Below are 24,026 nucleotides of genomic sequence, written 5' to 3'. Positions count from 1 at the left end.
TCTGGGTGAAGCACGACTAGCTCACTTGCCGGAAAAAGGCCTGAATGAGAACTACGCACGGTCGAGTGCCGGCCTCATAGACAACTGGGCTTTTGCTCGCCTCGCTCCTTGCCGTGCGTAGTTCCTTGCGTAGCAGCACAACATGAATTGAAGCCGCCCGCTATTCGCTGCCCTTTTTAGAAGAGAATTCCTTTGCAACTTCAAGACCAATAAGGTGGGGGATGCCAACAACAAGTGCGTTGCCCATGCAAAACGCGCGCTGCCCATCGGTCATTCCCGTGTCCGTCCAACCCTTTGGAAAACATTGGAGCTGGTCTAGCTCGTCTGGAACTAGTCGGCGAAGTCGTCCATCCGCACACTGCACAACATGCTTGAAGCGTGACGCGCCACGGCCGCCCTCACCCGTAAGAATGGTTCGAGAAGGTCTATCCGTTGGATCCGGGAAGGACATGGCACCTTCGGAATAACTGTATTCGAAACCCGTGGCCTTATTGGTTCGCTTCTCCTTTTTTGAGCCTTTGAGGTACTCCCACTTCTCCCGCTGCGACTCAGGAACGAAGAACTCCTCGGGTACGTTCACTTCGGGGATAAGAACGTCTCCTAGAGTCTCTCGAGGCCCGTTATAGGCCTCCAGCGCCTTGCAAGTAATCACCTTGCTTCCAACCATTACGCCCGCATCCAAGAAAGGTGAGAGTTTTCCGCCTACGTTGAAAGATTGGGAGACAACATAGGGGTCAGCTGGGATGTCGACATAGCTAACTGCCTCTGGCGCCTCCATGGGAAAGGCGCTTGCCATTGCACCATGGAGGAGCCTCTCCTTGAGGTCCCACTGCACATTGCGTTCAGCAAGAATGTAGACGCGTTTCCTACGCTGAGGAAAGCCGTATTCGGCACTGTTAACGACCCTCCACTCCACCGAATAGCCAAGCGAAGCGAGGCAGGAGAGAATGACAGCAAAATCTCTCCCTCGCTGTTTCGCTGGACTCTTGAGAAGTCGGTCAACGTTCTCGAACAAGCACCAGTGCGCATTATCAGGCGATTTGGCAAGTTGGATTCGCAAAAAGCGGTAGATGGACCACCAGAGGACGCCCTTCTTGCCTTCAATGCCATCGGCATGAGAGAGAGGACGAGCAACTGAATAGTCTTGGCAGGGAAAGCCACCAACCACAATGTCGACATCGGGGATGGCTCGCTGACCAGCATCGTATTCGTCAAGGACAGCGGCAATATCCTCATTTACTAGGGAACCCTTCCCAAAGCGGGCCTCGTAGCAACGGGCGGCAAACTGCCTTTTATCAGAGCCGGGCTCCCATTGGTTTGCCCATACAGTTCTGTATGGGCCCGCGGAAGGCAGGTTCCAGCCCTTGGCGTCGTCGCAATAGCCTTCGAGGCCGAGCCTGAATCCGCCGACTCCAGCAAAGAGCTCGGCTACCTTAATCTCTTCGTCCACGTTTCTCCGTTCGCTGTCTGTGGACTAATTCCTAGGCGATCATGATAGCCGATCTCGGTGTTGTTAATTGTGGCTGTGTGTAGCTATGGCCATCTCAATCTCCGTTTTCATGTATGACGCATTGAGCCAAAAGCACTTCTTTACGACTGGTGCGCCATGGGGTTGAGGTCGAGTATCGTGTCCATCTCGTGCATGGGGCCGTACATGACAGCAACGATTCTCGGTGGCTCTTACCGAGATTTCAGCATGCCCCTCCCTTACGTTATTGCGCATCTGTTCATAGCAGCGCCGTGCCTCGGGGATGTCCTTCTCGGGCATCTGCCAGAGTGTTACGTCAGAGAGTCTGTAAGCTCCATCGGAGCTCTCGCGGTAAATAACGAGAAGCCACATTTGTTGGAGGTAACCATAGAATCTAGAGCTCTCAAAGGGTGTCTTTTCGAGTTCAAAGTAGTCAAATGCAGGAAAGGAGATGTCCTCCTTTGGACGACCGCTCTTATTTAGACGTATGGTCTTGGGCTGGATGCCCGCTTTTGCAAACTCGTCTATCTCAGCGTTTTCTTCTACACCGAGGATTGATTTGGTTACAAGTGCGCAGGCGTTCTTGGGAAGTCGCTTTCCGGGCCTTGTGACACAGAATTTTCTGCACAAATCTTCTTCGGTCATTCCGAAGTACGGAACAAAACGCCTGTGTACAAGGTCGAGAAGACCAAGGCTATCTTCTCCCCGCATGCGCCTGATTGCTTGTCTATTTTGGCGTAGCCTGTTTTCTGCGGCGGTCATGTAGGATGCTTTCAGTGCCCAAGCCCGTGGTTTGGCGGGAACACTAGAGTATGGTTGCTTGGTTCGTTCTGTCGAATTGGCGGCTTTAGTGCATGCCTCGAGGTAGAGGGTATCAGAGCCCGAGATATCCTCCGCGTGGCCGGCGCGAATCTTGTTTACTACCGTCTCCCAATCAATTTTGAACTGGGGCATGTCTTCTTTTGGAAGGCCCCATAGCTCTGCCATCTCTACCTTGTAATCAAGCGGGTCGGAGTCCTTCTCCCAAACGTAGGAGACAAGAAGTATCTTAGATGCCTTCTTAACGAGATGGCTCGTTTCAAATGTCTCGTGCACCACGGTCATGTAGTTAATCTTCATGAGGACGAGGCGTTCCTTCGCTACGAGCTCTCCCTTTCTTGTCCGTTTTACTGGTGTTGACTTGAGTTCGAGTCCTGCCTTAGGAAAGTCTGGCATGGAGTCGCTGTTTGGCTTGTATTCGAAGAAGTACTCTTCCAATGCATTGCCAAATGATCCGCGCCGTCGCTTCGGGCTTTGAAGCGCTGGTGCGTCAGTCTTTTCGCGAAGCGTGTGCCCAACAAGGGTCTCTGCGTATTCAACTATTGAGTGAATCTTGGTTGGGTCATAGGGAAGATGGCTCTTATCCACGGTCGCCTCCGGCAGGCGCGAAGCATCGATGCTGTTTACGGGTGGTGTTGCAAGACCAGCTTACCGCTATAACCCAGACGAGCTGTGACTCGCCCGTCTCCCCTACATCACAGCAAAGCCTCCGGTCCGCATCCTGCAGACCGGAGGCTCGCAACTCTCGCTTGCCGGCTGTCAACCGGTGGTACTAGTGATCGCCTGAAGTGCCGCTACTACCCGAGTGATCTCCGCCCGAGGTGTTGCCCTCGTTGCCCGTCGTGTTATTGCTGCTCGAGCCAGAGCCGCTCGACACCACAATCGTGATGGTCGACCCCGAGGTCGCCGAGGTAGCAGACTGCGAGATGACCTTGCCCTTCGCAACGGTGCTGCTCGTCTCGGTAGTCACCGAGACGCCAAAGCCTGCATTCTTGAGCGCGGTCTCGGCCGAGGACTCGTCATAGCCCACAACGTTGGGCACCGAGACGGACGCCGGGCCCGTGGACACCGTAATGGTCACCGTGCTGCCCTTGTCGGCGCTCGTGCCGGCAGACGGGTTGGAGCTAATCACGTAGCCCTTCTCGACGCTGGACGAGGAGGACTGCACCACGTTCACGCTAAAGCCGTCGCTCTTGAGCGCGCTTGTTGCGTCGGACTGGGAGTCACCCACAACATTGGGAACGGAGACCTGCTCAGCACCCTGCGAGAGGTGATAGGTAATGGTGTCTCCGGCCTTGGCCGAGGTACCGGCTGCGGGCTCCTGCTCCGCTACGTGGCCAACCTCAACGTCGGCGTTGTAGACAGAATCCCCCGCCTGGCCCTTAAGCCCGTATTTGTTGAGAAGGTCCTGTGCCTCGGAGGGTGTGCAGTTGGTGAGGTCTGGCACCGTGACCGAAGCTGCCGGCTCTTCTCCCTTCGAGACCACGATGTCAATCTTCGAGCCCTCCGTTGCCGTTCGTCCGGCACCGGGCGTCTGCTCGATGATCTTGCCCTCCTCGACGGTAGAGGAGTACTGCTCGGTCACTTCGCCTATCTCGAAGCCATGACCGTCAGAGTCGAGCATTGCCGCGGCCTCATCCTGCGTAAGGCCCAGGAGGTTGGGCACCGAGTATGCCTTTGATCCAGACCCAAGTACGCTCACAACGAGAAACACCACAAGCGCAATGCCCGCTATTGCGCCAATGACAGCAAGCACTCGGTTGCGCCGCTGCTTCTTCTGGCGCTCCTCCTCTTCTTGGGCAGCCTGCTCGGTAGCAGACTGGGGGCGCATCCTGCCGGTGGCCTGCATGCGCGGCATGCTCTGCGTGGCGTTGCTTCCGCGAGCGGCCAGGGGCGTGGTTGCCGCTGCGGGCAGCATTGCCGTTGCGTTGTTGACCGCCTGCATACGGCCGGCAAGGTAATCGTGAAGCGTGTGGTAGAGCTCGTCAGCCGTCTGGAAGCGGTCCTTGGGGTCCTTCTGCATGCACTTGAGAATGATGGCCTCAAGCTGCGGGTCCACGTTGGGGTTGATTTGGCTGGGCGGCACGGGCTGCTCGGTGACCTGCTTCATGGCCACGGTCACGGCGTTGTCGCCATCAAACGGAACGCGACCGGTAGCGGCCTCGTACATCACGATGCCAAGAGAGTAGAGGTCGGTGGTGGGGCCGAGGGGCTTGCCCTGGGTCTGCTCGGGCGATACGTAGTGCGCCGTGCCCAGCACGGAGTTGTCGGTAGTGAGGTGGCTGTTCTTGGCGCGGGCAATGCCAAAGTCCATCACCTTGATGTTGCCATCGGGCTGCACCATGATGTTCTGCGGCTTGATGTCTCGGTGAATGATGTCATGGTTGTGGGCCACGGAGAGTGCCTGGGCTATCTGCGAGCCAATCTGCGCGACCTTCTTGCAGTCGAGCGCGCCGTGCTTGCGGATGCCGCTCTTGAGGTCGGTTCCGCGCAGGTACTCCATGATGATGTAGTAGGTATCGCCGTCCTTGCCCCAGTCATATACCGAGACAATATATGGGCTGTTGAGCGCAGCCGCTGCCTGCGCCTCCTGCTTGAAGCGCGCTGCAAACGAGGGGTCGGTTGCGTACTGGGGCAGCATCGTCTTGATGGCGACGGTCCTCCCCAGGACCTGATCCATGCCACGGTACACCGTGGCCATGCCTCCCGTTCCCACCTTGTCGAGGACCTGGTACCTTCCACCAAGGACCCTGTCTGCCATCTGCCTCTCCTATCACCCAAGCGGCAACACCGCGTCTTGTGTCTACGTTTAGAGTGCTCTGCGGTTCGCGTTCGTAAAGCCTATCTTCATCAGCTTGCGCCAAGTGCCTGAATGTTGAGGCAGCTCGCAAGGACCTGCCCCGCCACTGCGGCAGCGTACCCCTCGACGTCGGCGCCATCTTCTCCCTCGATGGCAACGGAGATGACGAGCGTGGGGTTGTCGTACGGCGCGAAGCCGATGAAGAACGAGTTGATCTTGCCGTCCTCGATTTGGGCGGTGCCAGTCTTGCCGGCAACCTGGACGCCCTGGACCTTGGCCCTGGTTCCGGTGCCGTGGTCAACAACGCCCAGCATGGCCTCCTTGACCTGTGAGGCAGTGTCGGCGGAGATTGCCTGTCCCAAGGACTTGGGCTGCGTGGTAGAGATAACAGCACCCTCCGGCGAGAGCACGTGGTCTACCACGTACGGGTTCATGACCACGCCGCCATTGGCGATTGCCTGCGCAACCATGGCGTTCTGCATCACGGTTACCTGCGGTCCGGCGGGGCTTGCGTGCTGGCCCACGGGCTGGCCGCAGGCCGCCCATGCGGTCTCCCACTCGGTCATCTCGGAAGGCTCTGGCATGAGCGACACCAGCGTGTTGAAGTCCTGGCCCACATTGGTGCCATAGCCAAAGGCGTCGGCGTACTTCACCAGGTTGGAGGCTCCAACCTGGACGCCCACCTGACCAAAGACCGTGTTGGACGAGAGGGCAAAGGCCTCCTTCAGCGTGGGGGTGCCGTAGTCGTTGTAGCCGTAGTTGCTCACCTCGGCGCCGCCAATGGTGAGCGACGGCTCAGCGTCGTAGACGGTGTCGAGCGTGGTGGTACCGGTGTCGAGCGCGGCAGAGAGCGTGACCGCCTTGAAGGTAGAGCCTGGCGAGTAGAGCGCCTGCGTGGTGCGGTCGAGCAGCTGAGAGCCCGAACCGCTGGTGCTCATGATGCTATCCAGCTGGTCATAGGAGTACGTTGGTGCGCTTGCCTTGGCGAGAACGGCTCCCGTGGACGGGTCAAGCACAACCACGGCGCCCGTGTAGCCCTCGAGGGCAGACTCGGCCGCGCGCTGCATCTGGGAGTTGATGGTGAGTGCCACGGTATTGCCCGGTTCCTGGACGCCCGCGAGTGAGTAGAGCGCGCTTCTCCAGTCGGAGTAGTTGGAGCTGCCCGTAAGCGTCTCGTTCATGGTGGACTCAATGCCGGCAGAGCCGTAACGCGTCGAGATGTAGCCAACGGTGTGAGCGGCCAGCGACCCCTGCGGATAGGAGCGCAGGTAGGTGCCGTCCTCCTGGTGCAGGCTCTCTGCCAGCGTGACACCGTCGGAGGTGATGATGGCACCACGCTGTACGTAGGCGCTCTTGGCAATGGTGTGGTTGTTGGACGGCATGTTCTGGATGGTGCTGGCGTGAATCACCTGCAGGTAGGTGAGGTTGGCGATAAGCGCCGCAAAGAGAACTGCAAAGGCGGTGATAAGCGCAGTGAGTCGCTTGCCCAGGGCGACGCGCCCAAGGACGCCAGATTCATCGCCCTGCACCTCAAAGCGACCACGGGCGTGCGACCCGTGCACAAAGGCGGAGGCCTGGGCGCCCAGCAGCGAGACGTGCCCGTTGCCGTTCTCGGGTGTGCTGGCCACAAGCTGCGCTTCTCGGCCAGTACCCTCGTCGCCCGCACGCAGGAGCAGGCCAACAATGATGAAGCTCGAGAGCAGCGAGCTGCCGCCCTGGCTCATGAAGGGTAGCGTCACGCCCGTGAGGGGCAACAGTTTGGTGACACCAGCAATGATGAGGAACGCCTGGAAGCCAATGACCGTGGTAAGGCCTACCGCGGCAAAGGCAGAGGAATCGGACTTGGCGCGGGCCGCCGTGGCAAAGCCGCGCACGCAGAAGAGCATGTAGAGAATGATGACCGCGCTTGCTCCCAGAAGGCCCATCTCCTCGGCAATGGCCGAGAAGAGGAAGTCGCTCTCAACAAAGGGGATGAGGGTGGGCAGGCCCTTGCCGATGCCCGTGCCCACTAGGTCGCCGTCGGCGATGGAGTAGAGCGACTGCACGATCTGGTAGCCGCTGTCCTGCGCATCTGACCAGGGGTCAAGCCAGATGTCCACGCGAATCTTTACGTGCGAGAAGAAGTTGTAGCAGAAGAAAAAGCCAATGACCAAAAGGCCAAGGGCGATGAAGACATAGCTCCACCGACCCGTTGCCACGTAGAGCATGATCACAAAGTACATGAAGAAGAGCAGGGCGCTGCCCAGGTCGCGCTCAAAGATAACAATGAGCAGGCTGATGCCCCACATGATGAAGAGGGGGAGCAGCATGCGGAAGCGCGGAATGCGGAAGGGTCCCACGCGGTGAGCGGTGACGGAGAGCGCCTCTCGGTTGGATGCCAGGTAGAAGGCCAAGAAGAGGACGATGAGGATCTTGGCAAGCTCGCCCGGCTGGAACGAGAAGCCGCCAAACGTAAGCCAGAGCTTGCTACCGTTCTTCTCGGTACCAATGATCATGGGGATAATGAGCAAGATCACGCCGACAAGGCCCAGCGTGTACTTGTAGTCGGCAAGCTTGTCGAGGTTCCGCACAAAGAAGAGCGTCGCAACCATTGCCGCGACCGAGATGAAGAGCCACATCACCTGGTTTTCGGCAAGGTCTGGGGCAAGCCGCGTGACAAAGGCTATGCCAATGCCCGAGAGGAGAAATACCACGGGCAATATCACCGGGTCCGCATCTGGCGCAAGGATGCGCACGGCTATGTGAGCTACGGCAAACGCAACGAAGAGCCCCACGGGGACGGCGAGCGTACTCAGGGAGAGCGCCACGTTGTCGTTGACAATGTAGAGGGCGTAGAGCAGGACTACCGGCACGGCTGCCAGGCAGAGGAAGAGCAGCTCCATGTTTCTGCGGTTGCCACCGCGGATTCTCTCGTTGGCCATGGTTACTCACCCCCGTTTGTCTGCGTCGTATCCCCAGTAGTGTCGGCTGTTGTCGCGGTGTCCCCGTTTGCGGAGTCCGTGCCGGAATCTGTGCCAGACTCGGTTGTCTGCGTTCCGTCAGCCGGCGCCGCCTCGCCTGTGGGGTTGCCCTCGGCGGTGACCTCGGCGGCCTTCTCGGCTGCCTTGGTCTTCTCGGCGTCTATCTGCGTGCGATAGGACTCCACGGTAGAAAGGGCTTCTTGCTCGCTGTCAACGCGAACGCCACCGTGCTCAAGCTGTGTGGCCACGTTTGCGGGCAGATCGCTTACCTCAACCGCTGTGGTCTGCACCAGGTTGGAGAGGGAAATGCCAAGAACCTCGCCGTCAATTCCCTGGTAGATACCTACGGTGTCTCCGTCTACGCCCAGATACCACTCGTTCTTTGCAAAGGCGAAGATGCCGCCAAAAACCACGACGGCCACGAGCACCATGGCAACTACCACGCGAAGGGCAAACCCCATCGAGTGCTTGCGCGCGGCAGCCGCCACACCGTCGTTGAGAACGTCCACCACAATGACGGTAATATTGTCGGCGCCACCGGCGGTGAGCGCGGCGGAAACCAGGTTGTTTGCTGCCTGCTGCGGCGTGGCGCTCGAGACCGCCAGCGACTCTATCTCGCTGTCGGGAACCATGCTGGAGAGGCCGTCCGAGCAGAGGATGACGCGGTCGCCGTTGGACACCTCAATGGAGAAGTGATCGGCGTACATGTCCGGGTCTGAGCCCAGGGCTCGCGTGATGATGGAGCGCGAGGGGTGCACGCGTGCCTCGTCAGCGGTTATCTGGCCAGCGTCAACAAGCTCCTCCACGTAGGAGTGGTCACGCGTCACGCGCACCAGAGTGCCTGCGTGCAAAAGGTAGATGCGAGAATCGCCCACGTGGGCGATGGCCATGCGGTTTCCGTCAATGAGCGCGGCAGAGGCGGTGCAGCCCATGCCGGGCTTGCCGCGGCCTTCCTCTGCGCCCTTGATGACAGCCTGGTTGGCTGCCTCGATTGCTGCGCCCAGGAGCGTGTCGTCTGCGGTTGCCGGGGCCTTCTCGCCAATGGTCTCTACGGCGATGGAGCTTGCAACCTCGCCTGCCGCGTGACCTCCCATGCCGTCGCACACCGCAAAGCAGGGCGTGCGAATGAGGAACGAGTCCTCGTTATGGCTTCTCACCAGGCCCACGTCGGAGCGCGCGCCCCAGGAGATGAACGCGTTCTTCCCGCAGGTGGCATCGGCTCCGGCGCGACCCTCCACGGGGATGGTCGCGCGGCCGGGGGCGTTGACGGGCTCTTGCGGCTGGGTTGTGTCCTCTGGTGCCGCAGGCTCATCGTGGGTGTCTTCTGGAGCGGAGGGCGCGGGCTGCTCAACCGGCGCCGCATGCTTGGGCTGCGGGGCGGGAGTGGCCTCTTCGCCGGCTGGCGCACTCTGGTCCACGGCGGCGTGTACGGCCTCGTCGGCAGCGGCGGCATGCTTGCCCACCGCCTCCGCTGGGGGGACGTCAGGCACGACCTCCTCGAGAGGCGTGTCCTTGAGCGGTGTCTGTTGGTCCTCGGCGGCCATTATTGGCGGCTCACTCGCATGACGGTGTCGCCAACCTGCACCTCGTCACCGTCGCGAAGGGTGACGGGCTGGTCGATGACATGGCCGTTGACCATGGTTCCGTTGGTGGAGCCAAGGTCCTCTAGAACCAGGGCGGGGCCCTGAATGGTAAAGCGCGCGTGCGTTGCCGATACGTATGGCTCGTCAATCACGATGTCAGAGGAGGGCGAGCGGCCCACAACCACGGGGCCGAGCACGTCCACATGCAGGCCACGCATGGCACGCGAGCCCTTCTCGACGTCCACGCACCAGATGGCGGTGTCCCTGCGCTGTCCACGCACTAGGCCCACGCCCGCGCGCATGGCGGCAAAGAGGAACACGTAAAGAAGCACTACCAGGATGATTCGCCCGGCAAAGAGGATTAGGTCGATCATGGCCTAGCTCTCCCTGAACTCGAGGTTCACGAGGCCAACGGTAATGAGGTCACCGTCGCGCAGGACGCACTCGTCCACGTCGATATCGTTGACGAGCGTGCCGTTGGTGGAGTTGAGGTCAACGATGTGCCAGTTGCTGCCGTCGTACGAGAGTTCTGCGTGGCGACGGGAGACGTTGGGATCGCGCAGGTAGATGCCGCACTGCGAGCGCTCGCGCCCAATGAGGCACGAGGGGGCCTGCGCGGCATAGGTGCGGCCGCTCTGGCGGTCGATGAGCATGCAGGTTGCGGCATGGGGCGCTGCGGCCTGGGCAGGAGCTGCGGGCACAGAGACGCTGCGGCGTCGGGTGTCTGGCACAGGGGTGGGTGCCTGGTTAGCAGCCTGCGGCTGCGGAGTGGGCGCGGGGATGCTGCCGGGCTGCGGAGTTGCGGCCATAACGGCCTGGGCCTGCTCCTGGACTGCCTGTGCCACGGGTTGCACAACCGGCTGGCCGCCAGGAACGGCTGGAGTCACAACGGGCACGGCAACGGGAGGCACAACCTGTGATGGGCTTGCGTCAACGTAGGGCACCGGCATGGGGGTAGACGAAGAAGGCGAGGCCATCGCGGGAATCACGGTGCCTGCGGGCTCGACATAGTCAATGGGCATTACGTCCAGGCCGGCATCGGTGCCGCTGGGGATGGGCTGTGGAGAAGGCATGGGCGCCACGGGCTGCGGAATGGGGTTGAGATGACCCACGCCTCGCCGTCCACGCGGCTTGCCAATTGCCGCTGCGCCTCCAACGCTGGAGTTGCCGCCTAGGAATGCGCGCTCCTCCTCGCGAAGTCGCGCAAGCGTCTGCTCGTTGACGTTCTCGGCGTCAACGTAGAACTTGCCGGACTTTAAGGACTCGTCAACCATAAAGCGCACGAGTGGCCTGCCTACCAACGCATAGCCCTTCTTGTTGGCGGACTCGGTGATGAACTCGCCAAGTTCGTAGTCAATGCGCTCGTACAGCGGGCGCATAAGGGAGTCGTCCTCGGCCGAGACCAGCACCGTGTAGAGAGCGGGTGCGGTGTCCACGCCATCTATGCGGTACGTCTCGCTCTCCATCTTGCGGGCGGCGTGCTTGGCAAGCTTCTTGAATGAGAATGGCTCCGCATAGCCCTGTGGGGCAGACTCGAAGACCGAGCTTATTCGGTCCTCAAAATCACTGAGAAAGCTCATCTGAGTCCTCGCCTTCCTGGTCCTCGTCCAGAGGACCCCTCAGGACGGTTTCCACACACAAAAACACACTCAAGAATACAGCAAGCCCACAGCCCTCCAATATCTGGCCAAACCAATACCCGCTAGATTCCACTCTGCAGGCGAGAAGCCAAAACAAGGTGATGGAGACGGCACCCACAACCTGTCCCACAATGCCCGAGGCAACGCTTCCTCTCATGGCTATTGCAGATGCCAGAAGGGCCGAGGCTGCGCACCCCGCCACGATGGCCCATGTTGCAGGGCTTGAGAGGATGGGGACAAGTGCTGCTACGGTTGTTTGGGCCGAGAAGCCCCCTGCTGCGGCAGCCCCTGCGAGAAGCGAGAGAAGTGCTCCTGCGGCACCTGTGGCAGCCGCGGGAAGAGGGTCCATGCCGTAGCCGGCTAGAGCAACGCCCGCGGCGGGCGAGTTGAGGCAGACGGGGGCAAGCAGGGCTGCGGTGGAAACGTGGTCCGTGTGGCCGCAGGTGACCCACCACACCGCAAGGCCTGCTGCGGTCACAAGCGCCAGCGGGAATGACGACGCCGTAACGTGTGCCGTGGCAAGCGCCACCACGAGGGCAACGCCTGCGATAGCAGAGCCTATGGGCGGCCACGCGGCGCACGCCGCAGCAGAGACCAGGGCCCCTATCAGCGAAAAGGCGTCTGTCGTGCCGGGGATGGCTGGCAGGATGGTGTGCATGGCAAAAAACGTGCACACTGCGGAGGCCGCACGCTCGAGAGCCGGGGCCAACCAGGGCAGCCGCACGTGCGCGGGCAGCCTGGATGGCGTGGCGGCAAGGGACGGGTCGTCGTTCTCGGACTGGTCAACCAGCTCGCGAAGGGACTCTGCCCCCTCGGCGCCGTCGCCAAGCTCGGGCAGCATGGTCCGCGCAAACTCCTTTACGGAGGAGGTCCGCTCGGCGGCAGTGGGGGACAGGGCGCGGAGCAGGGCGGTCTCGGCCTCGGGGGCAAGGCTTGGATCAAGCTTGGAGATTGGCGGCTTGGGGCCACGAACTATTGCGTCGAGCGAGCCCTTGGGCGTAGCGGAGGCAAACGGGCTTCTCCCCGTAAGCGCCTGCCAGGTCACGACGGCAAGGGAGAACACGTCCGTGCGTTCGTCTACAAGAAGGCCCTGGATCTGCTCGGGCGGCATGTAGCCAACCGTGCCGCCGCGCGCCCCGCCGTAGCCGGCAGCCGAGGCGAGCGTTGCCATGCCAAAGTCCGCCAGCTTCACGGTGCCCTGACGGTCGATCATGATGTTCGTGGGCTTGATGTCCAGGTGGAGCACGCCGTTCTCGTGGGCATAGGTGAGTGCGGCAGCAACCGAACGCAGCACGTGGGCGCACTCCTCGTGCGTAAGGACGCCGTTCTCAACGCGGGCAAGAAGCTCGGCAAGGTTGAGGCCGTCCACGTACTCCATGACCAGGTACGCGTAGGTACCGTCTGTCTCAAAGTCGTAGACCGTCACGATGTTTGGGTGGGCGAGAAGGCAGGCGGTACGCGCCTCGGCCAGCGCCTCGTCCGCCGTTGAGGCGGAGATGCCAGTGGAGTCCCCTGCGGCAAGCAGCGGAATGCGCTTGATGGCAACCCTGCGCTGCAGGCGTGTGTCCCAGCAGGTGCATACGGTGCCAAAGCCACCGGCGCCCCGCCGGGCGAGCACACGGTAGCGCCCGAGGAGCGTCTCCTCGGGGATGGCGCGCGAGCCGGGCTTGACCGGCCGCACGGCGCTCTGTGTGGGGTTGGTGCTGCCCACGGCAACTCCTCGTTGTGCGTTTGTGACTTCGTTTTTTCTGGCCGTGATGAGGACATTCTACCTAAACGGGTTGGTGGGAGTTTCTGGCACGGGAGGAATGTGGCGCTTGACTGTTGAGATGTCCTTTCGGGGTTGAACCCGACGCCCTTTCAGCTTTGACTTTTGCCAAACTTCGGTTGGCATTTTTCGCTGGATGCTGTAATATATCCCAGCACGCGGGCGTGGCGGAATTGGCAGACGCGTACGGTTCAGGTCCGTATGAGAGCAATCTCATGAAGGTTCAAGTCCTTTCGCCCGCACCATGAATTGCCAGAGCGCCTTCGCTGGGTTCCAGCGGAGGCGCTCTTCTTTACGCTTGCCTGGCTGCTCTCGCGCGGCGCAACACGGAAATGCGCACTCAGGCGAATTAATGCCGCCGGAACAAGGATTTTGTACGCACCTGCTGCCAAAACGCGCCTTCCGGAGACAAATTGCCGCCGGAGAGCCCCTTTTGTACAAACTTGCTGCTAAAACCTGCACTCGGGCGGCAAAATGGCGCCCGAGCGGGGGTTTCGTACACACAACAAGCGGCACCGTCGCTTGCTGCACCGGTGCCGCTACGTTCTTCTCAGCCTTGTGTTCTACTTGTTGGCGTCCTCGTCCTCATCGTCGTCATCGCCAAAGAGGTCCCAGTCGTCCTCAGACTTCTCGTGGTTGTAGTACTGCTTGCGCGTGCGGCGCTCAAGGACAAACGAGATGAGCAGGCATACCAGCATGCCGCCAATCACGAGGCACACCACGCCGGTCCTGTCGGTGAAAAGCCAGGTGAAGAAGTCCTCCATACGTAAGCCTCCCGGGCTTTGGGCCCGCAAGGGGCCAACGGATACCGCACAAGTATATACTTGGAGCGCCGTCGGGCCGCAGCTGCGGCTTTGGCGCGCCGGACATCGCTGCGGCATATCGTCGCACATACGCAAGGGAGTTCACACATGCTCGACATTAAGTTCGTGCGAGAGAATCCAGACCTCGTTGACAAGTCTTGCGCCTCTCGCCAGAACGCGCATTGGGATCGCGAGCGCTTCTTCGAGCTTGACGAGGAGCGTCGCACGGTCATTGCTGAGGTAGAGCAGCTGCAGGCGGACCGCAATTCCATCTCCAAGCAGGTGGGCCAGCTCATGCGCGAGGGCAAGAAGGACGAGGCCGAGGCTGCAAAGGCCAAGGTTGCGGCTAGCAAGGACCGCATTGCCGAGCTTAACGACAAGCGCACCAAGGTCGAGAAGGACCTGTTTGACCTGGTTGCCGCCATCCCCAATATCCCGCATGAGTCCGTGCCGTATGGCGTCGATGACTCCGACAACCCCGAGGTCCGTCGCTGGGGCGAGCCCACGCAGTTCGACTTCGAGCCCAAGGCGCACTGGGACCTTGGCCCCTCCACTGGCATGATCGACTTCGAGCGTGGCATCAAGCTTGCCGGCACGCGCTTCTACCTGCTTGGCGGCGCGGGTGCCCTCATGGAGCGCGCGCTTATCAACTTCTTCATTGACACGCACGTGAAGGCGGGCTTCACCGAGTGGTGGCCGCCCGTCATTACCAACTATGACTCCCTCTTTGGCACGGGCCAGCTGCCCAAGTTCGACGAGGATCTCTACCACGTGAGCGGCGGCATGTACCTCATCCCCACGGCCGAGGTCATGCTCACCAACATCCACAGGGACGAGATTCTCGACGGTGACAAGCTGCCACTTTGGTACACCGCCTTCACGCCCTGCTTCCGCGAGGAGGCAGGCTCTGCCGGCCGAGACACGCGCGGCATCATTCGCGTGCACGAGTTCGACAAGGTCGAGATGGTCAAGTTCGCCAAGCCCGAGGACTCGATGAACCAGCTCGAGAGCATGGTCGCCGAGGCCGAGAGGTGCCTGCAGCTCCTTGGCCTTCCCTACCACGTGGTCACGCTCTGCACCGGTGACATTGGCTTCTCGGCCACCAAGTGCTACGACCTCGAGGTCTGGCTGCCCAGCTACAACAACTACAAGGAGATCTCCTCCTGCTCCAACTGCTGGGACTTCCAGGCACGCCGCGCGAACATCCGCTACAAGGACCCCGCGGAGTTCAAGGGTACGCGCCTGGTCCACACCCTCAACGGCTCTGGCCTTGCCGTTGGACGCACCATGGCCGCAATCATGGAGAACTACCAGAACGCCGATGGCTCCATCACGGTGCCCGAGGTTCTGCGTCCCTACATGCGCGACATGGAGGTCATCAAGCCTCTCGCATGAGACAGAGGGAGTTTCTCTTTGTCTCATTGAGGGGGTGTCGCCTGGCGGCGGCACCCCCTCTTTGTGCGCGGATGCGTTGTTGGGCTAGGAGCTCTGCTGGGAGCTCTGCCAGCCACGGACCATGCTGGCAATGGCGTCCACGGCGGCGCGGCGCATGGCCGAGAAGGCGCTGGGCCGTGCGGGGCTCCAGTCAACCGGATTGGCGCGAAGCATCTCTCGCGCCTCGTCAATGACCTGCTTGCCGGTTCCCGCCTGGAAGGCGTCTGCGCCGGAAACGGGCAGGTTGACGTAGATGTCGGCAGCTTGTGCGTGCAGGCGGTCGAGCTGGTTTGCGCCACACGACATGGTCCTCTGGGCAATGGCAAGCGGTTTGAGGTCATTGAGGGGCTCGAGCTGGCGAATCATTCCCACGCCCACTACCGCATCCACCGAGCTGCGGTCGAAGAGTGGAGTGGGGAGGTTCATGCGGCAGCCTCCGTCCATGTAGACGTGGCCCCTATAGGTGGTTGGCGCAATGACCAGAGGATACGATGCCGAGGCGCAGGCGCAGCTTGCCACGTCAAGGTCATCGCCCGAGATGCAGGTCCAGCCAGCGCCCGTGCTCTTGAAGAGCTCCGGGTCGTTTGTGAACACGGTGAGCTCGCCCGAGACAATGTCCACGGCCGGCATGGCAACCGGCATGATAAAGTCTGCAAAGGTATAGATGCCCGCCTCGCCAAGGACGCCGCGAGCAAGCTCCTGCATCTTCTCGGATTCGACGATGCCGTTTGAGGTCACCATGTTAATCACGCGCAGACGCAGGTTCTTGAGGGTGCCCGTCTCGACAACCCGGCGGTCCAACTCAACCAGCAGCTCTGCAACGCGCTCGGGCGAGAGGCCCGCCCCCACGAGGGCGGCGACAAGGGAGCCCATCGATGTGCCCGCAACAGCGCCAATGTTGATTCCCTCCCGTGCCAGATCCTCGACAACAGCGACCTCAGCATACGAGCGGAAGCCGCCACCGCAGAACGCAACGCCTACTCCGTCGACCTTGCTCATCCCATCCTCCGTCCCTCGGACAACTAAGTTCTAAAGTACCCGGAGATATTCCTCTCCGCCACATCCCTCGCATGCCGCTCGCCGAAGAGAATTACCGGTGAGTGAATTATGAGAACATATGTTCTGTATTCTTGTGTCAATAGAGTAGACTAGCTTCAACACGCAATCAAATGGGGAGGGGTCAAGGATGGCTAAGAACATGCAGAGCGGAGAAATGCAGGTCATTTCTCGGAAGAAGCAGTTTGATGACGTCACGGTGGTCAAGTATGGTTATGCCGAAGATGGGTCGCTCATGGTAAGCGAGGAGGTGAGCGGTCCTTCCGCTAACGTTGCATATGGTGAGTCTGCGCACAAGCTGAGGGCCATTTTCTCTCCGGGCGTCATAGGTGATCTTATGGAGCTACTCGGGGATGGGGCTGCAGGCGACAAGGCGGGCATTGTCTTGCGCGCGTACTTCAAAGACGGGGAGCATGCCCTAATCGACCTAATGGATCTTTGCGATTTGCGGAGAGTCCCATATGCGTATCAGTCGCTGGGCTCTACGGGCGCAACGTATAGGCCTAGCTTTGAAAGGCCGTAAGCGGTACGTGGTGTAGAGGCGCGGCAAGCACAATTGCCATGGATAAGAGAATAGCCAGGCGAGAAATTCTCGCCTGGCTCTCAAGTTCGTGGTGCGCCGTATAGGATTCGAACCTATGACGCCCTGATTCGTAGTCAGGTCCTCTATCCAGCTGAGGTAACGGCGCGTGCGGTTAGATAATATGGCACGAATGCTTACGGACGTCAAGAACTTTTTCTTGCACACATTTTTGTCGCAAAGCGGACTGCTCTGTACTGCTGTGCGAGTTGGCAAAACGAAGGGGCCGAGAACATCGCTGCCCCCGGCCCCATATGCTCACGTCGTAACTAAGCGCCCTTGCTAGCGGGCAAGTTCGTACGTTAATGCTCTGGCGGAGAGCTGGGGATTCGAACCCCAGATTCCCTTGGAGGGAATACTCGCTTAGCAGGCGAGCACCTTCGGCCTCTCGGTCAGCTCTCCGAACGTTGTGCCCAAGCATGATACCCCACAAAGCGGGCTTGTCACAACCCAGTTTTCGAGATGTGGGCGTTCCCAACTTTCTTTATCGGTCCCGCGGCTACGGGCGAGAGGCATCTGCAAAAGGAGGAAGCGTCTCATGTTCCATCACGATATCGGCCCTATGCTCGCGAAGGGCATCCCAGGAGAATCGAGGTACAAGTTCGTCCGCCGAGACTTCCTCGCCCTTCTCTGCAAGCCCCACAAGGGAGGCAAGATACCCAATCACCTTGCGGGGAGAATAGCCATTCTCGCGAATAACGCCAAGGTCAAGGTCGTGGTCGCGCTTGGAGAGGCGCCGCCCGTCCGGGTCTACGAGGAGCGGAACATGGGCGTAGGAGGGGGAGGCAAACCCAAGCTTTCGCTGGAGGTACATCTGGCGCGGGACCGACCCAAGCAGATCGTGTCCGCGCACCACCTGCGTCACCCCCATAAGGGCGTCATCGACCACAACCGCAAGCTGGTAGGCAACAACCCCGTCACTTCTGCGCACCAAGAAGTCACCACATTCCCGCGCGAGAACCTCCGAGCAGGGGCCATAGACCATGTCGCAAAACGAGACAGTGCCGGCGGGGTCGTCCTCGTTGGGTACGCGCAGCCGAGTTGCGGGAGCCCGGAGCCTGGACTTCTCGGCAATCTCTTTGGGGGAGAGGTTCCTGCATGTGCCCTGGTAGACGTAGGTACCATCGGAAGCGTGAGGCGCTGTTGCCGCGTGCAACTCGGATCGCGTGCAAAAGCAAGGATAGGTGAGGCCCTGCTCGCAAAGCTGCGCGATCGCCTTGGCATACAAATTCCCGCGCTCGCTTTGGAAGTAGGGACCCTCGTCCCAGTCAAGGCCAAGCCAAGCGAGGTCGTCCATAAGAAGGCCGGCTACGGCGCGGTCCTGAGCCCGAGGGTCAAGGTCCTCTACTCGCATTATCATGCGACCGCCTGCGCTCCTCGCCGAGAGCCATGCCATGAGGGCCGAGAAGACGTTTCCCAGGTGCATGCGTCCAGAGGGAGTTGGCGCAAAGCGACCAACTACCGGCTGGTTTGTCTGCGTTGCGCCAGACACTCCAGAAAACCCCGTGGGGTTCTGAGGGAGAGCTCCCGTTTTGACGCTATTGCACATCGCAAGGGTCTCCAAGCAGTGCGCCGTAGAGGTAGACGTGGAATGGTTGCTCTCCCAGGCCCTCCGCTGCGATTGGCGTCTCTCTGGCAGCAATGCGTTCGAGGCCAAGATGGTCGTAGAAGCCAAAGTCACAGCCGTCGTCGGTTGCAAGGAAGAAGCCCGCCGCCTCCTGGCTTTGCAGGTAGGCAACCACATCCTTGAGAAGGGCTTTCCCAATGCCGTAGCCTTGGCATGCGGGATCAATCGCCAGAAGTGTGATTTCCCAGGCAGAACGGGCATCACGCTTCTTGAGAAACTCCTGCGTGAGGACCATTTCGGCAGTAACCGGAGCTAGGGACGCTCCAATGGCTGCTTCGTCGCTGGTCCCAATTGCCCACGGAGCAACCTTTCGAAGGTGATCTCGATACCAGAGGGTGCTCACGTCTGCGGCTGCTCGGACTTCGTGCGCCTCGGTGGGGGCGGCGGCAATGATTCCCGCAAAGCTCCCGTTGAGCATTGCGGCGCGTACGTACGTTGCGTGCTCGAGATGATGTGCAAGCTCAACCTTCTCGCAGGCACCCTGCCATGCAGCTGGTTCGTCTGGATACCAGGTCTTACCAACCAGCCTGGCTGCCGCCTCCAGTGCCGCCTTCGTTGGCTCTTCGAGCGTTAGCTCCTCGGACAGCTCGATTTTCTCGTCACACGTGCGTTCGTCACGCCGCGCCATGATTCTTGCACCTCTCATATATCTAGCAGCTTGCATGCATATAGCGTCACATCTTCTCACAGTACCGCCAGCTGTGCATTGGGTACCATGCTCGGTGCGAGCCTTGGGCGCTCGCCGCGGGTGCACCGGGCGAGAAGTCCTTGGAACCACACGTCAGAGAGCTGTTTCGGCAATGCCAGCGCACGCCGGGAGGGTGGCAACAATGAGCGACAATAAGGCAGAGCAGGACTTCACTTTGGGGCGTCCAGTTCTTGTGTGCCGGTGGCGTCTGGCCTCTGGCGGACTTCCCATGGAGAATCGCCACCTCCGCGCGCTCTCGAAGCGTGTGGTCAACGGACAGGCGGTCTCCACCCAGTTGGTTGCTTGGGCAAAGCAGCACATCGAGTGGACGCTGCGCGATGGCTCCGCACTCAATCCCGATGGCGTCCTCATGATTGTTCTGGACGAAAAGGGCCAGGCGGCCATGACCGTTGGTCCCTACGAGCCAATCGATTCGCCAACTGCGGCAACCCTTGCAGACCGGGCGATAGAGTCTGCTCGAGAGGCCGAAGAGACCGGCGTGGCTCCCGAGACCCTTTGGGTTGCCCGCGGGGATACCCTCGTTTGTGGCATGGGTGCCGCAGAAGACGCGTCAGGCTCGGTCACGCTTGTGTGTGACCTCGCCAATACGGTTGGGATTACCGTAACACGCGAGCAGGGAATCGCCCAGGGACTTCTCGACAACACCCTTGTCTACGACGAGGCCTTTCTTGTTTCTGATGAGCACGGCATTGTGTGCGCCAGCGATGCAGCCGGCCCTCGGGGGGCCAAGCTTGCCGAGGGATACGAGCGTCTATTGGCAGCCCAAAAGAATAAGCGGTAAAAGCGTGCGATAGAGCGGTGGGCGGTCTTGTTTTGACGGTAAGCGGTAAGAAATTGCAACTAATTCCTTATGCTCTCCAAGGGCCTTCTTGCATTCGCTTCGCCGTCATTCGAAGCGTTGCCGCAGTTCAAGGAATCCCTAGTTAGAACAGGGTATTTAGCTGCTAAACAGCCACGCTACCTTGTCGCTCTCGCCAAACCCGTTGCCGTATTAAGGCGAGGGCGTTGCGGTATCATAAAGTCTGTCTGGGTAACTGCTTTGCGCAGTATTCAAGGCACAAACCTCGGGGCCAGCTAGTCCCCGGGCCGCTAAGTTTGGCACTACCGTCACGGCGGCGGCATTGCTGAGAAGGAGAGGATATGGCGAGAAAATTCAAGTCGATGGACGGCAACGAGGCTGCGGCTTGGGTGTCGTATGCCTACACGGAGGTGGCGGGCATCTACCCGATCACGCCGTCTAGCCCTATGGCCGACCACGTCGACCAGTGGGCCGCTAAGGGCATGAAGAATGTCTTTGGTACTCCGGTCAAGGTTGTTGAGATGGAGTCTGAGGCCGGCGCCGCGGGCACCGTTCACGGCTCTCTTGGCGCAGGCGCCCTCACGAGCACCTATACCGCATCCCAGGGCCTGCTCCTCATGATCCCCAACATGTACAAGATCGCTGCCGAGCAGCTCCCCACGGTCTTCCACGTGAGCGCCCGTACCGTCGCCACGCAGTCGCTGAACATCTTTGGCGACCACTCCGACGTCATGGCCTGCCGCCAGACCGGCTTTGCCATGCTCTGCGAGAGCAACGTCCAGCAGGTCATGGACCTTTCCCCTGTCGCGCACCTCGCTGCCGTCAAGGGCAAGACCCCGTTCCTCAACTTCTTCGACGGCTTCCGCACCTCCCACGAGATCCAGAAGGTCGCTACCTGGGACTTCGACGAGCTGGGCGAGATGCTCGACATGGGTGCCGTGCAGGCCTTCCGCGACCACGCACTCAACCCTGATCACCCGCACGCCCGTGGCTCTCACGAGAACGGAGACACGTTCTTCCAGAACCGCGAGGCCTGCAACACCCTCTACGACGAGCTCCCCGACGTCGTTGAGGCCTACATGGACGAGATCAACAAGCGCATCGGCACGGACTACAAGCCGTTCAACTACTACGGCGCTCCCGATGCCGACCGCGTTGTGGTCTGCATGGGCTCCTTCTGCGACACGCTCAAGGAGGTCATCGACTACCTGGTGGCCAAGGGTGAGAAGGTCGGCCTGATCGAGGTCCACCTGTATCGTCCGTTCTCCATCAAGCACCTCGTGGCCGTTCTGCCCGAGACCACCAAGAAGATCGCCGTCCTCGACCGCACCAAGGAGCCCGGCTCCGTGGGCGAGCCTCTCTACGAGGATGTCGTCTCCGCTCTGTACGAGGCCGGCCTCTCCAACATCACCGTCATTGGTGGTCGTTACGGCCTTGGTTCCAAGGACGAGCCGCCTGCGGCAGCCTTCGCCGTGTACGACGAGCTCAAGAAGGACTCCCCCAAGCAGGAGTTCACCATCGGTATCGTGGACGACGTCACCAACCTGTCGCTGCCCATGGATCCCGACGCCCCCAACACCGCTGCTCCTGGCACCATCGAGTGCAAGTTCTGGGGCCTTGGCGGCGACGGTACGGTTGGCGCCAACAAGAACTCGATCAAGATCATCGGCGACCACACCGACAAGTACGTCCAGGCCTACTTCCAGTACGACTCCAAGAAGACCGGCGGCGTCACCATCAGCCACCTGCGCTTTGGTGATTCTCCCATCCGCTCGCCCTACTACGTCACGAAGGCAGACTTCGTGGCTTGCCACAACCCCAGCTACATCGTCAAGGGCTTCAAGATGGTTCGCGACGTCAAGCCGGGCGGCACGTTCCTCGTGAACTGCCAGTGGGATGACGCTGAGTTTGCCGAGAAGATGCCTGCCGCCGGCAAGCGCTACATCGCGCAGAACAACATCAACGTCTACCTGATCGACGCCATCGACCTTGCTGCCAAGGTTGGCATGGGCAAGCGCACCAACACGGTGCTCCAGTCCGCGTTCTTCTCGCTGGCCAAGGTGCTCCCGCCCGAGGACGCCATCAAGTACATGAAGGACGCTGCGACCAAGTCCTACATGAAGAAGGGCCAGGCCATCGTCGACGCCAACCACAAGGCCATCGAGGCCGGCGCCACTGCCTACCGCAAGTTCGAGGTGCCTGCTGACTGGGCCAACGCCACCGACGAGCCCTCCACCCTCACCCTCGAGGGCCGCGAGGCCATCGTGAAGCAGGTCAAGGAGCTGCTCACCCCGATCGACATGATGGATGGCGACAGCCTGCCCGTCTCCGCCTTCGAGGATCACGCCGACGGCCAGTGGGAGCTTGGCGCTTCTGCGTACGAGAAGCGTGGCGTTGCCGTTATGGTGCCGCGTTGGGATCCCACGAAGTGCATCCAGTGCAACACCTGCTCGTACGTGTGCCCGCACGCCACCATCCGTCCGGTTGCCATGACTGAGGAGGAGGCCGCTGCTGCCCCCGCCGCCATGCGTACCACCGACCTCAAGCTCCCCAAGGGCACCGGGTACAAGTTCACCATTGCCGTGTCCCCGCTCGACTGCATGGGTTGCTACAACTGCGTCGCCATGTGCCCCAAGAGCGACGTCAAGGAGGGCGGCGCCCTCACGATGGTGCCCCAGGAGGCCGAGGCCGATCAGGCAGAGGTCTGGGACTACGCCGTCAACAAGGTCACCGAGAAGAGCGAGCTCGCCGGCGACTCCAACATCAAGGCGTCCCAGTTCCACAAGCCGCTGCTTGAGTTCTCCGGCTCCTGCGCCGGCTGCGCCGAGACCAGCTATGCTCGCCTCGTGACCCAGCTCTTCGGCGACCGCATGTTCATCTCCAACGCTACCGGCTGCTCCTCCATCTGGGGCAACCCCGCTGCCACCTGCCCGTACACCACGAACGCCGAGGGCCACGGTCCCGCGTGGAACAACTCGCTGTTCGAGGACAACGCCGAGCACGGCTTTGGTATGGAGGTTGGCTACGAGGCCGAGCGTGACCGCGTTGTTGCCATGACCGAGGCACTGCTCGAGTCTGGCGCTTCCGACGAGCTCAAGGCCGCTGCCACCGCTTGGCTCGAGGCTCGCAACGACGCCGATGCCTCCAAGACCACGGCTGCAGCCTTCGTCAAGGCGCTCGAGGCCGCTGGCACCCCTGAGGCTGAGAAGCTCCTGGCCGAGAAGTCCTACCTCACCAAGAAGTCCTTCTGGGTCTTCGGCGGCGACGGTTGGGCATACGACATCGGCTTTGGCGGCCTTGACCACGTCCTGGCCCAGAACCGCGACGTCAACGTCTTTGTCTTCGACACCGAGGTCTACTCCAACACGGGCGGCCAGGCTTCCAAGGCCTCTAACCTCGGCCAGGTTGCGCAGTTCGCTGCTGCCGGCAAGACCACCAAGAAGAAGTCCCTCGCCGAGATTGCCATGAGCTACGGCTACATCTACGTCGCTCAGGTCGCTATGGGCGCCAACCCCATGCAGACTCTCAAGGCCATCCGCGAGGCCGAGGCTTACAACGGCCCGTCGCTGATCATCGGCTACAGCCCCTGCGAGATGCACTCCATCAAGAAGGGCGGCATGATGCACTGCCAGGAGGAGATGAAGCGCGCCGTCGATTGCGGCTACTGGAACCTCTTCCGCTTCGATCCTTCTGCGCCCGATGGCAAGAAGTTCTCGCTCGACTCCAAGGAGCCGAAGGGTGGCTACCAGGACTTCCTGATGAACGAGGCTCGTTATGCTCGTCTCGTCAACGAGTTCCCCGGCCGTGCTCAGGAGCTCTTCGCCGAGAACGAGGAGGCCGCAATGGCTCGCTACGCGCACCTTCTCAAGCTCAAGGACATGTACGCCGACGCGTAGTGTCTGCCGAGTAATACCTGCTGTCGGCTAGTCCGTGCAGCGAAAGGGCCCCTGCCCAGCGGCAGGGGCCCTTTCTTGTGGGTA

General features: G+C 60.9%; 16 protein-coding genes and 3 tRNA genes. 5 read left to right on the top strand and 14 right to left on the bottom strand.

Annotated features, from left to right (window positions below; translation table 11 throughout):
* Nucleotides 1-160: 160 nt before the first annotated feature.
* From dcm to BT122_RS02965, 8 genes are all read right to left on the bottom strand, one after another.
* Nucleotides 161-1,450: a DNA (cytosine-5-)-methyltransferase gene (gene dcm / locus BT122_RS03000; protein WP_072354513.1), complete on the bottom strand. Its 1,290-nt coding sequence runs from the start codon at nt 1,448-1,450 to the stop codon at nt 161-163.
* Between the two features lie 63 nt (nt 1,451-1,513).
* Nucleotides 1,514-2,875 carry a Sau3AI family type II restriction endonuclease gene (locus BT122_RS02995; protein WP_082667158.1) on the bottom strand — a complete coding sequence of 454 codons (1,362 nt, stop codon included), beginning with the start codon at nt 2,873-2,875 and terminating at the stop codon, nt 1,514-1,516.
* Nucleotides 2,876-3,059: 184 nt separating this feature from the next.
* Nucleotides 3,060-5,048: a Stk1 family PASTA domain-containing Ser/Thr kinase gene (gene pknB, locus BT122_RS02990; RefSeq protein ID WP_072354512.1), complete on the bottom strand. Its 1,989-nt coding sequence runs from the start codon at nt 5,046-5,048 to the stop codon at nt 3,060-3,062.
* A gap of 89 nt (nt 5,049-5,137) precedes the next feature.
* Entirely contained in the window at nt 5,138-8,008 is a 2,871-nt protein-coding gene (locus BT122_RS02985; protein WP_072354511.1) for an FtsW/RodA/SpoVE family cell cycle protein, read from the bottom strand.
* A 2-nt stretch (nt 8,009-8,010) separates the two neighbouring features.
* A complete protein-coding gene (locus tag BT122_RS02980; protein WP_083432273.1) occupies nt 8,011-9,591 on the bottom strand; it encodes a Stp1/IreP family PP2C-type Ser/Thr phosphatase in 1,581 nt (526 codons plus the stop codon).
* Nucleotides 9,591-10,004 carry an FHA domain-containing protein gene (locus tag BT122_RS02975; RefSeq protein ID WP_059052679.1) on the bottom strand — a complete coding sequence of 138 codons (414 nt, stop codon included), beginning with the start codon at nt 10,002-10,004 and terminating at the stop codon, nt 9,591-9,593. Before BT122_RS02975 ends, BT122_RS02980 begins: the two co-directional genes overlap by 1 nt.
* 3 nt (nt 10,005-10,007) lie before the next feature.
* Nucleotides 10,008-11,210 carry an FHA domain-containing protein gene (locus tag BT122_RS02970; RefSeq protein WP_059052682.1) on the bottom strand — a complete coding sequence of 401 codons (1,203 nt, stop codon included), beginning with the start codon at nt 11,208-11,210 and terminating at the stop codon, nt 10,008-10,010.
* Nucleotides 11,194-12,981 carry a serine/threonine-protein kinase gene (locus BT122_RS02965; RefSeq protein WP_286130289.1) on the bottom strand — a complete coding sequence of 596 codons (1,788 nt, stop codon included), beginning with the start codon at nt 12,979-12,981 and terminating at the stop codon, nt 11,194-11,196. The genes BT122_RS02970 and BT122_RS02965 overlap by 17 nt, the downstream gene beginning before the upstream one ends.
* 215 nt (nt 12,982-13,196) lie before the next feature.
* Between BT122_RS02965 and BT122_RS02960 the strand changes: the two genes are divergently transcribed.
* Nucleotides 13,197-13,283, top strand: a tRNA-Leu gene (locus BT122_RS02960).
* Nucleotides 13,284-13,601: 318 nt separating this feature from the next.
* Here the strand turns inward: BT122_RS02960 and BT122_RS02955 are convergent.
* The gene (locus BT122_RS02955; protein WP_072354510.1) at nt 13,602-13,802 is read right to left on the bottom strand and encodes a DUF6724 family protein; all 201 of its coding nucleotides are present in this window, start codon (nt 13,800-13,802) and stop codon (nt 13,602-13,604) included.
* 147 nt (nt 13,803-13,949) lie between these two features.
* Here BT122_RS02955 and serS point away from each other — a divergent pair, with 147 nt between their 5' ends.
* Nucleotides 13,950-15,236 carry a serine--tRNA ligase gene (gene serS, locus BT122_RS02950; protein WP_072354509.1) on the top strand — a complete coding sequence of 429 codons (1,287 nt, stop codon included), beginning with the start codon at nt 13,950-13,952 and terminating at the stop codon, nt 15,234-15,236.
* A gap of 84 nt (nt 15,237-15,320) precedes the next feature.
* On the opposite strand, the gene BT122_RS02945 is transcribed toward serS, so the two are convergent.
* Entirely contained in the window at nt 15,321-16,274 is a 954-nt protein-coding gene (locus BT122_RS02945) for a patatin-like phospholipase family protein (protein ID WP_072354508.1), read from the bottom strand.
* Nucleotides 16,275-16,461: 187 nt separating this feature from the next.
* On the opposite strand from BT122_RS02945, the gene BT122_RS02940 reads away from it, so the two are divergent.
* Nucleotides 16,462-16,854 carry a hypothetical protein gene (locus BT122_RS02940; RefSeq protein ID WP_072354507.1) on the top strand — a complete coding sequence of 131 codons (393 nt, stop codon included), beginning with the start codon at nt 16,462-16,464 and terminating at the stop codon, nt 16,852-16,854.
* Between the two features lie 89 nt (nt 16,855-16,943).
* On the opposite strand, the gene BT122_RS02935 is transcribed toward BT122_RS02940, so the two are convergent.
* The 4 genes from BT122_RS02935 to BT122_RS02920 form a co-directional block, all read right to left on the bottom strand.
* Nucleotides 16,944-17,020: transfer RNA gene (locus tag BT122_RS02935), tRNA-Arg, on the bottom strand.
* A 202-nt stretch (nt 17,021-17,222) separates the two neighbouring features.
* Nucleotides 17,223-17,313: transfer RNA gene (locus BT122_RS02930), tRNA-Ser, on the bottom strand.
* A gap of 97 nt (nt 17,314-17,410) precedes the next feature.
* The gene (gene gluQRS / locus BT122_RS02925; protein WP_286130288.1) at nt 17,411-18,403 is read right to left on the bottom strand and encodes a tRNA glutamyl-Q(34) synthetase GluQRS; all 993 of its coding nucleotides are present in this window, start codon (nt 18,401-18,403) and stop codon (nt 17,411-17,413) included.
* Nucleotides 18,404-18,449: 46 nt separating this feature from the next.
* Entirely contained in the window at nt 18,450-19,166 is a 717-nt protein-coding gene (locus BT122_RS02920; RefSeq protein ID WP_072354505.1) for a GNAT family N-acetyltransferase, read from the bottom strand.
* Between the two features lie 202 nt (nt 19,167-19,368).
* Here BT122_RS02920 and BT122_RS02915 point away from each other — a divergent pair, with 202 nt between their 5' ends.
* Both BT122_RS02915 and nifJ read left to right on the top strand, forming a co-directional pair.
* Entirely contained in the window at nt 19,369-20,028 is a 660-nt protein-coding gene (locus BT122_RS02915) for a hypothetical protein (protein WP_072354504.1), read from the top strand.
* Nucleotides 20,029-20,387: 359 nt separating this feature from the next.
* Nucleotides 20,388-23,942, top strand: a complete 3,555-nt coding sequence (gene nifJ, locus BT122_RS02910; protein WP_072354503.1) for a pyruvate:ferredoxin (flavodoxin) oxidoreductase — start codon at nt 20,388-20,390, stop codon at nt 23,940-23,942.
* Nucleotides 23,943-24,026: the final 84 nt, after the last annotated feature.

The sequence above is a fragment of the Olsenella sp. kh2p3 genome (assembly GCA_900119625.1).
In the GTDB taxonomy this organism is placed as follows: Bacteria; Actinomycetota; Coriobacteriia; order Coriobacteriales; family Atopobiaceae; genus Tractidigestivibacter.
This window is presented reverse-complemented; position numbering and strand designations above follow the sequence as displayed.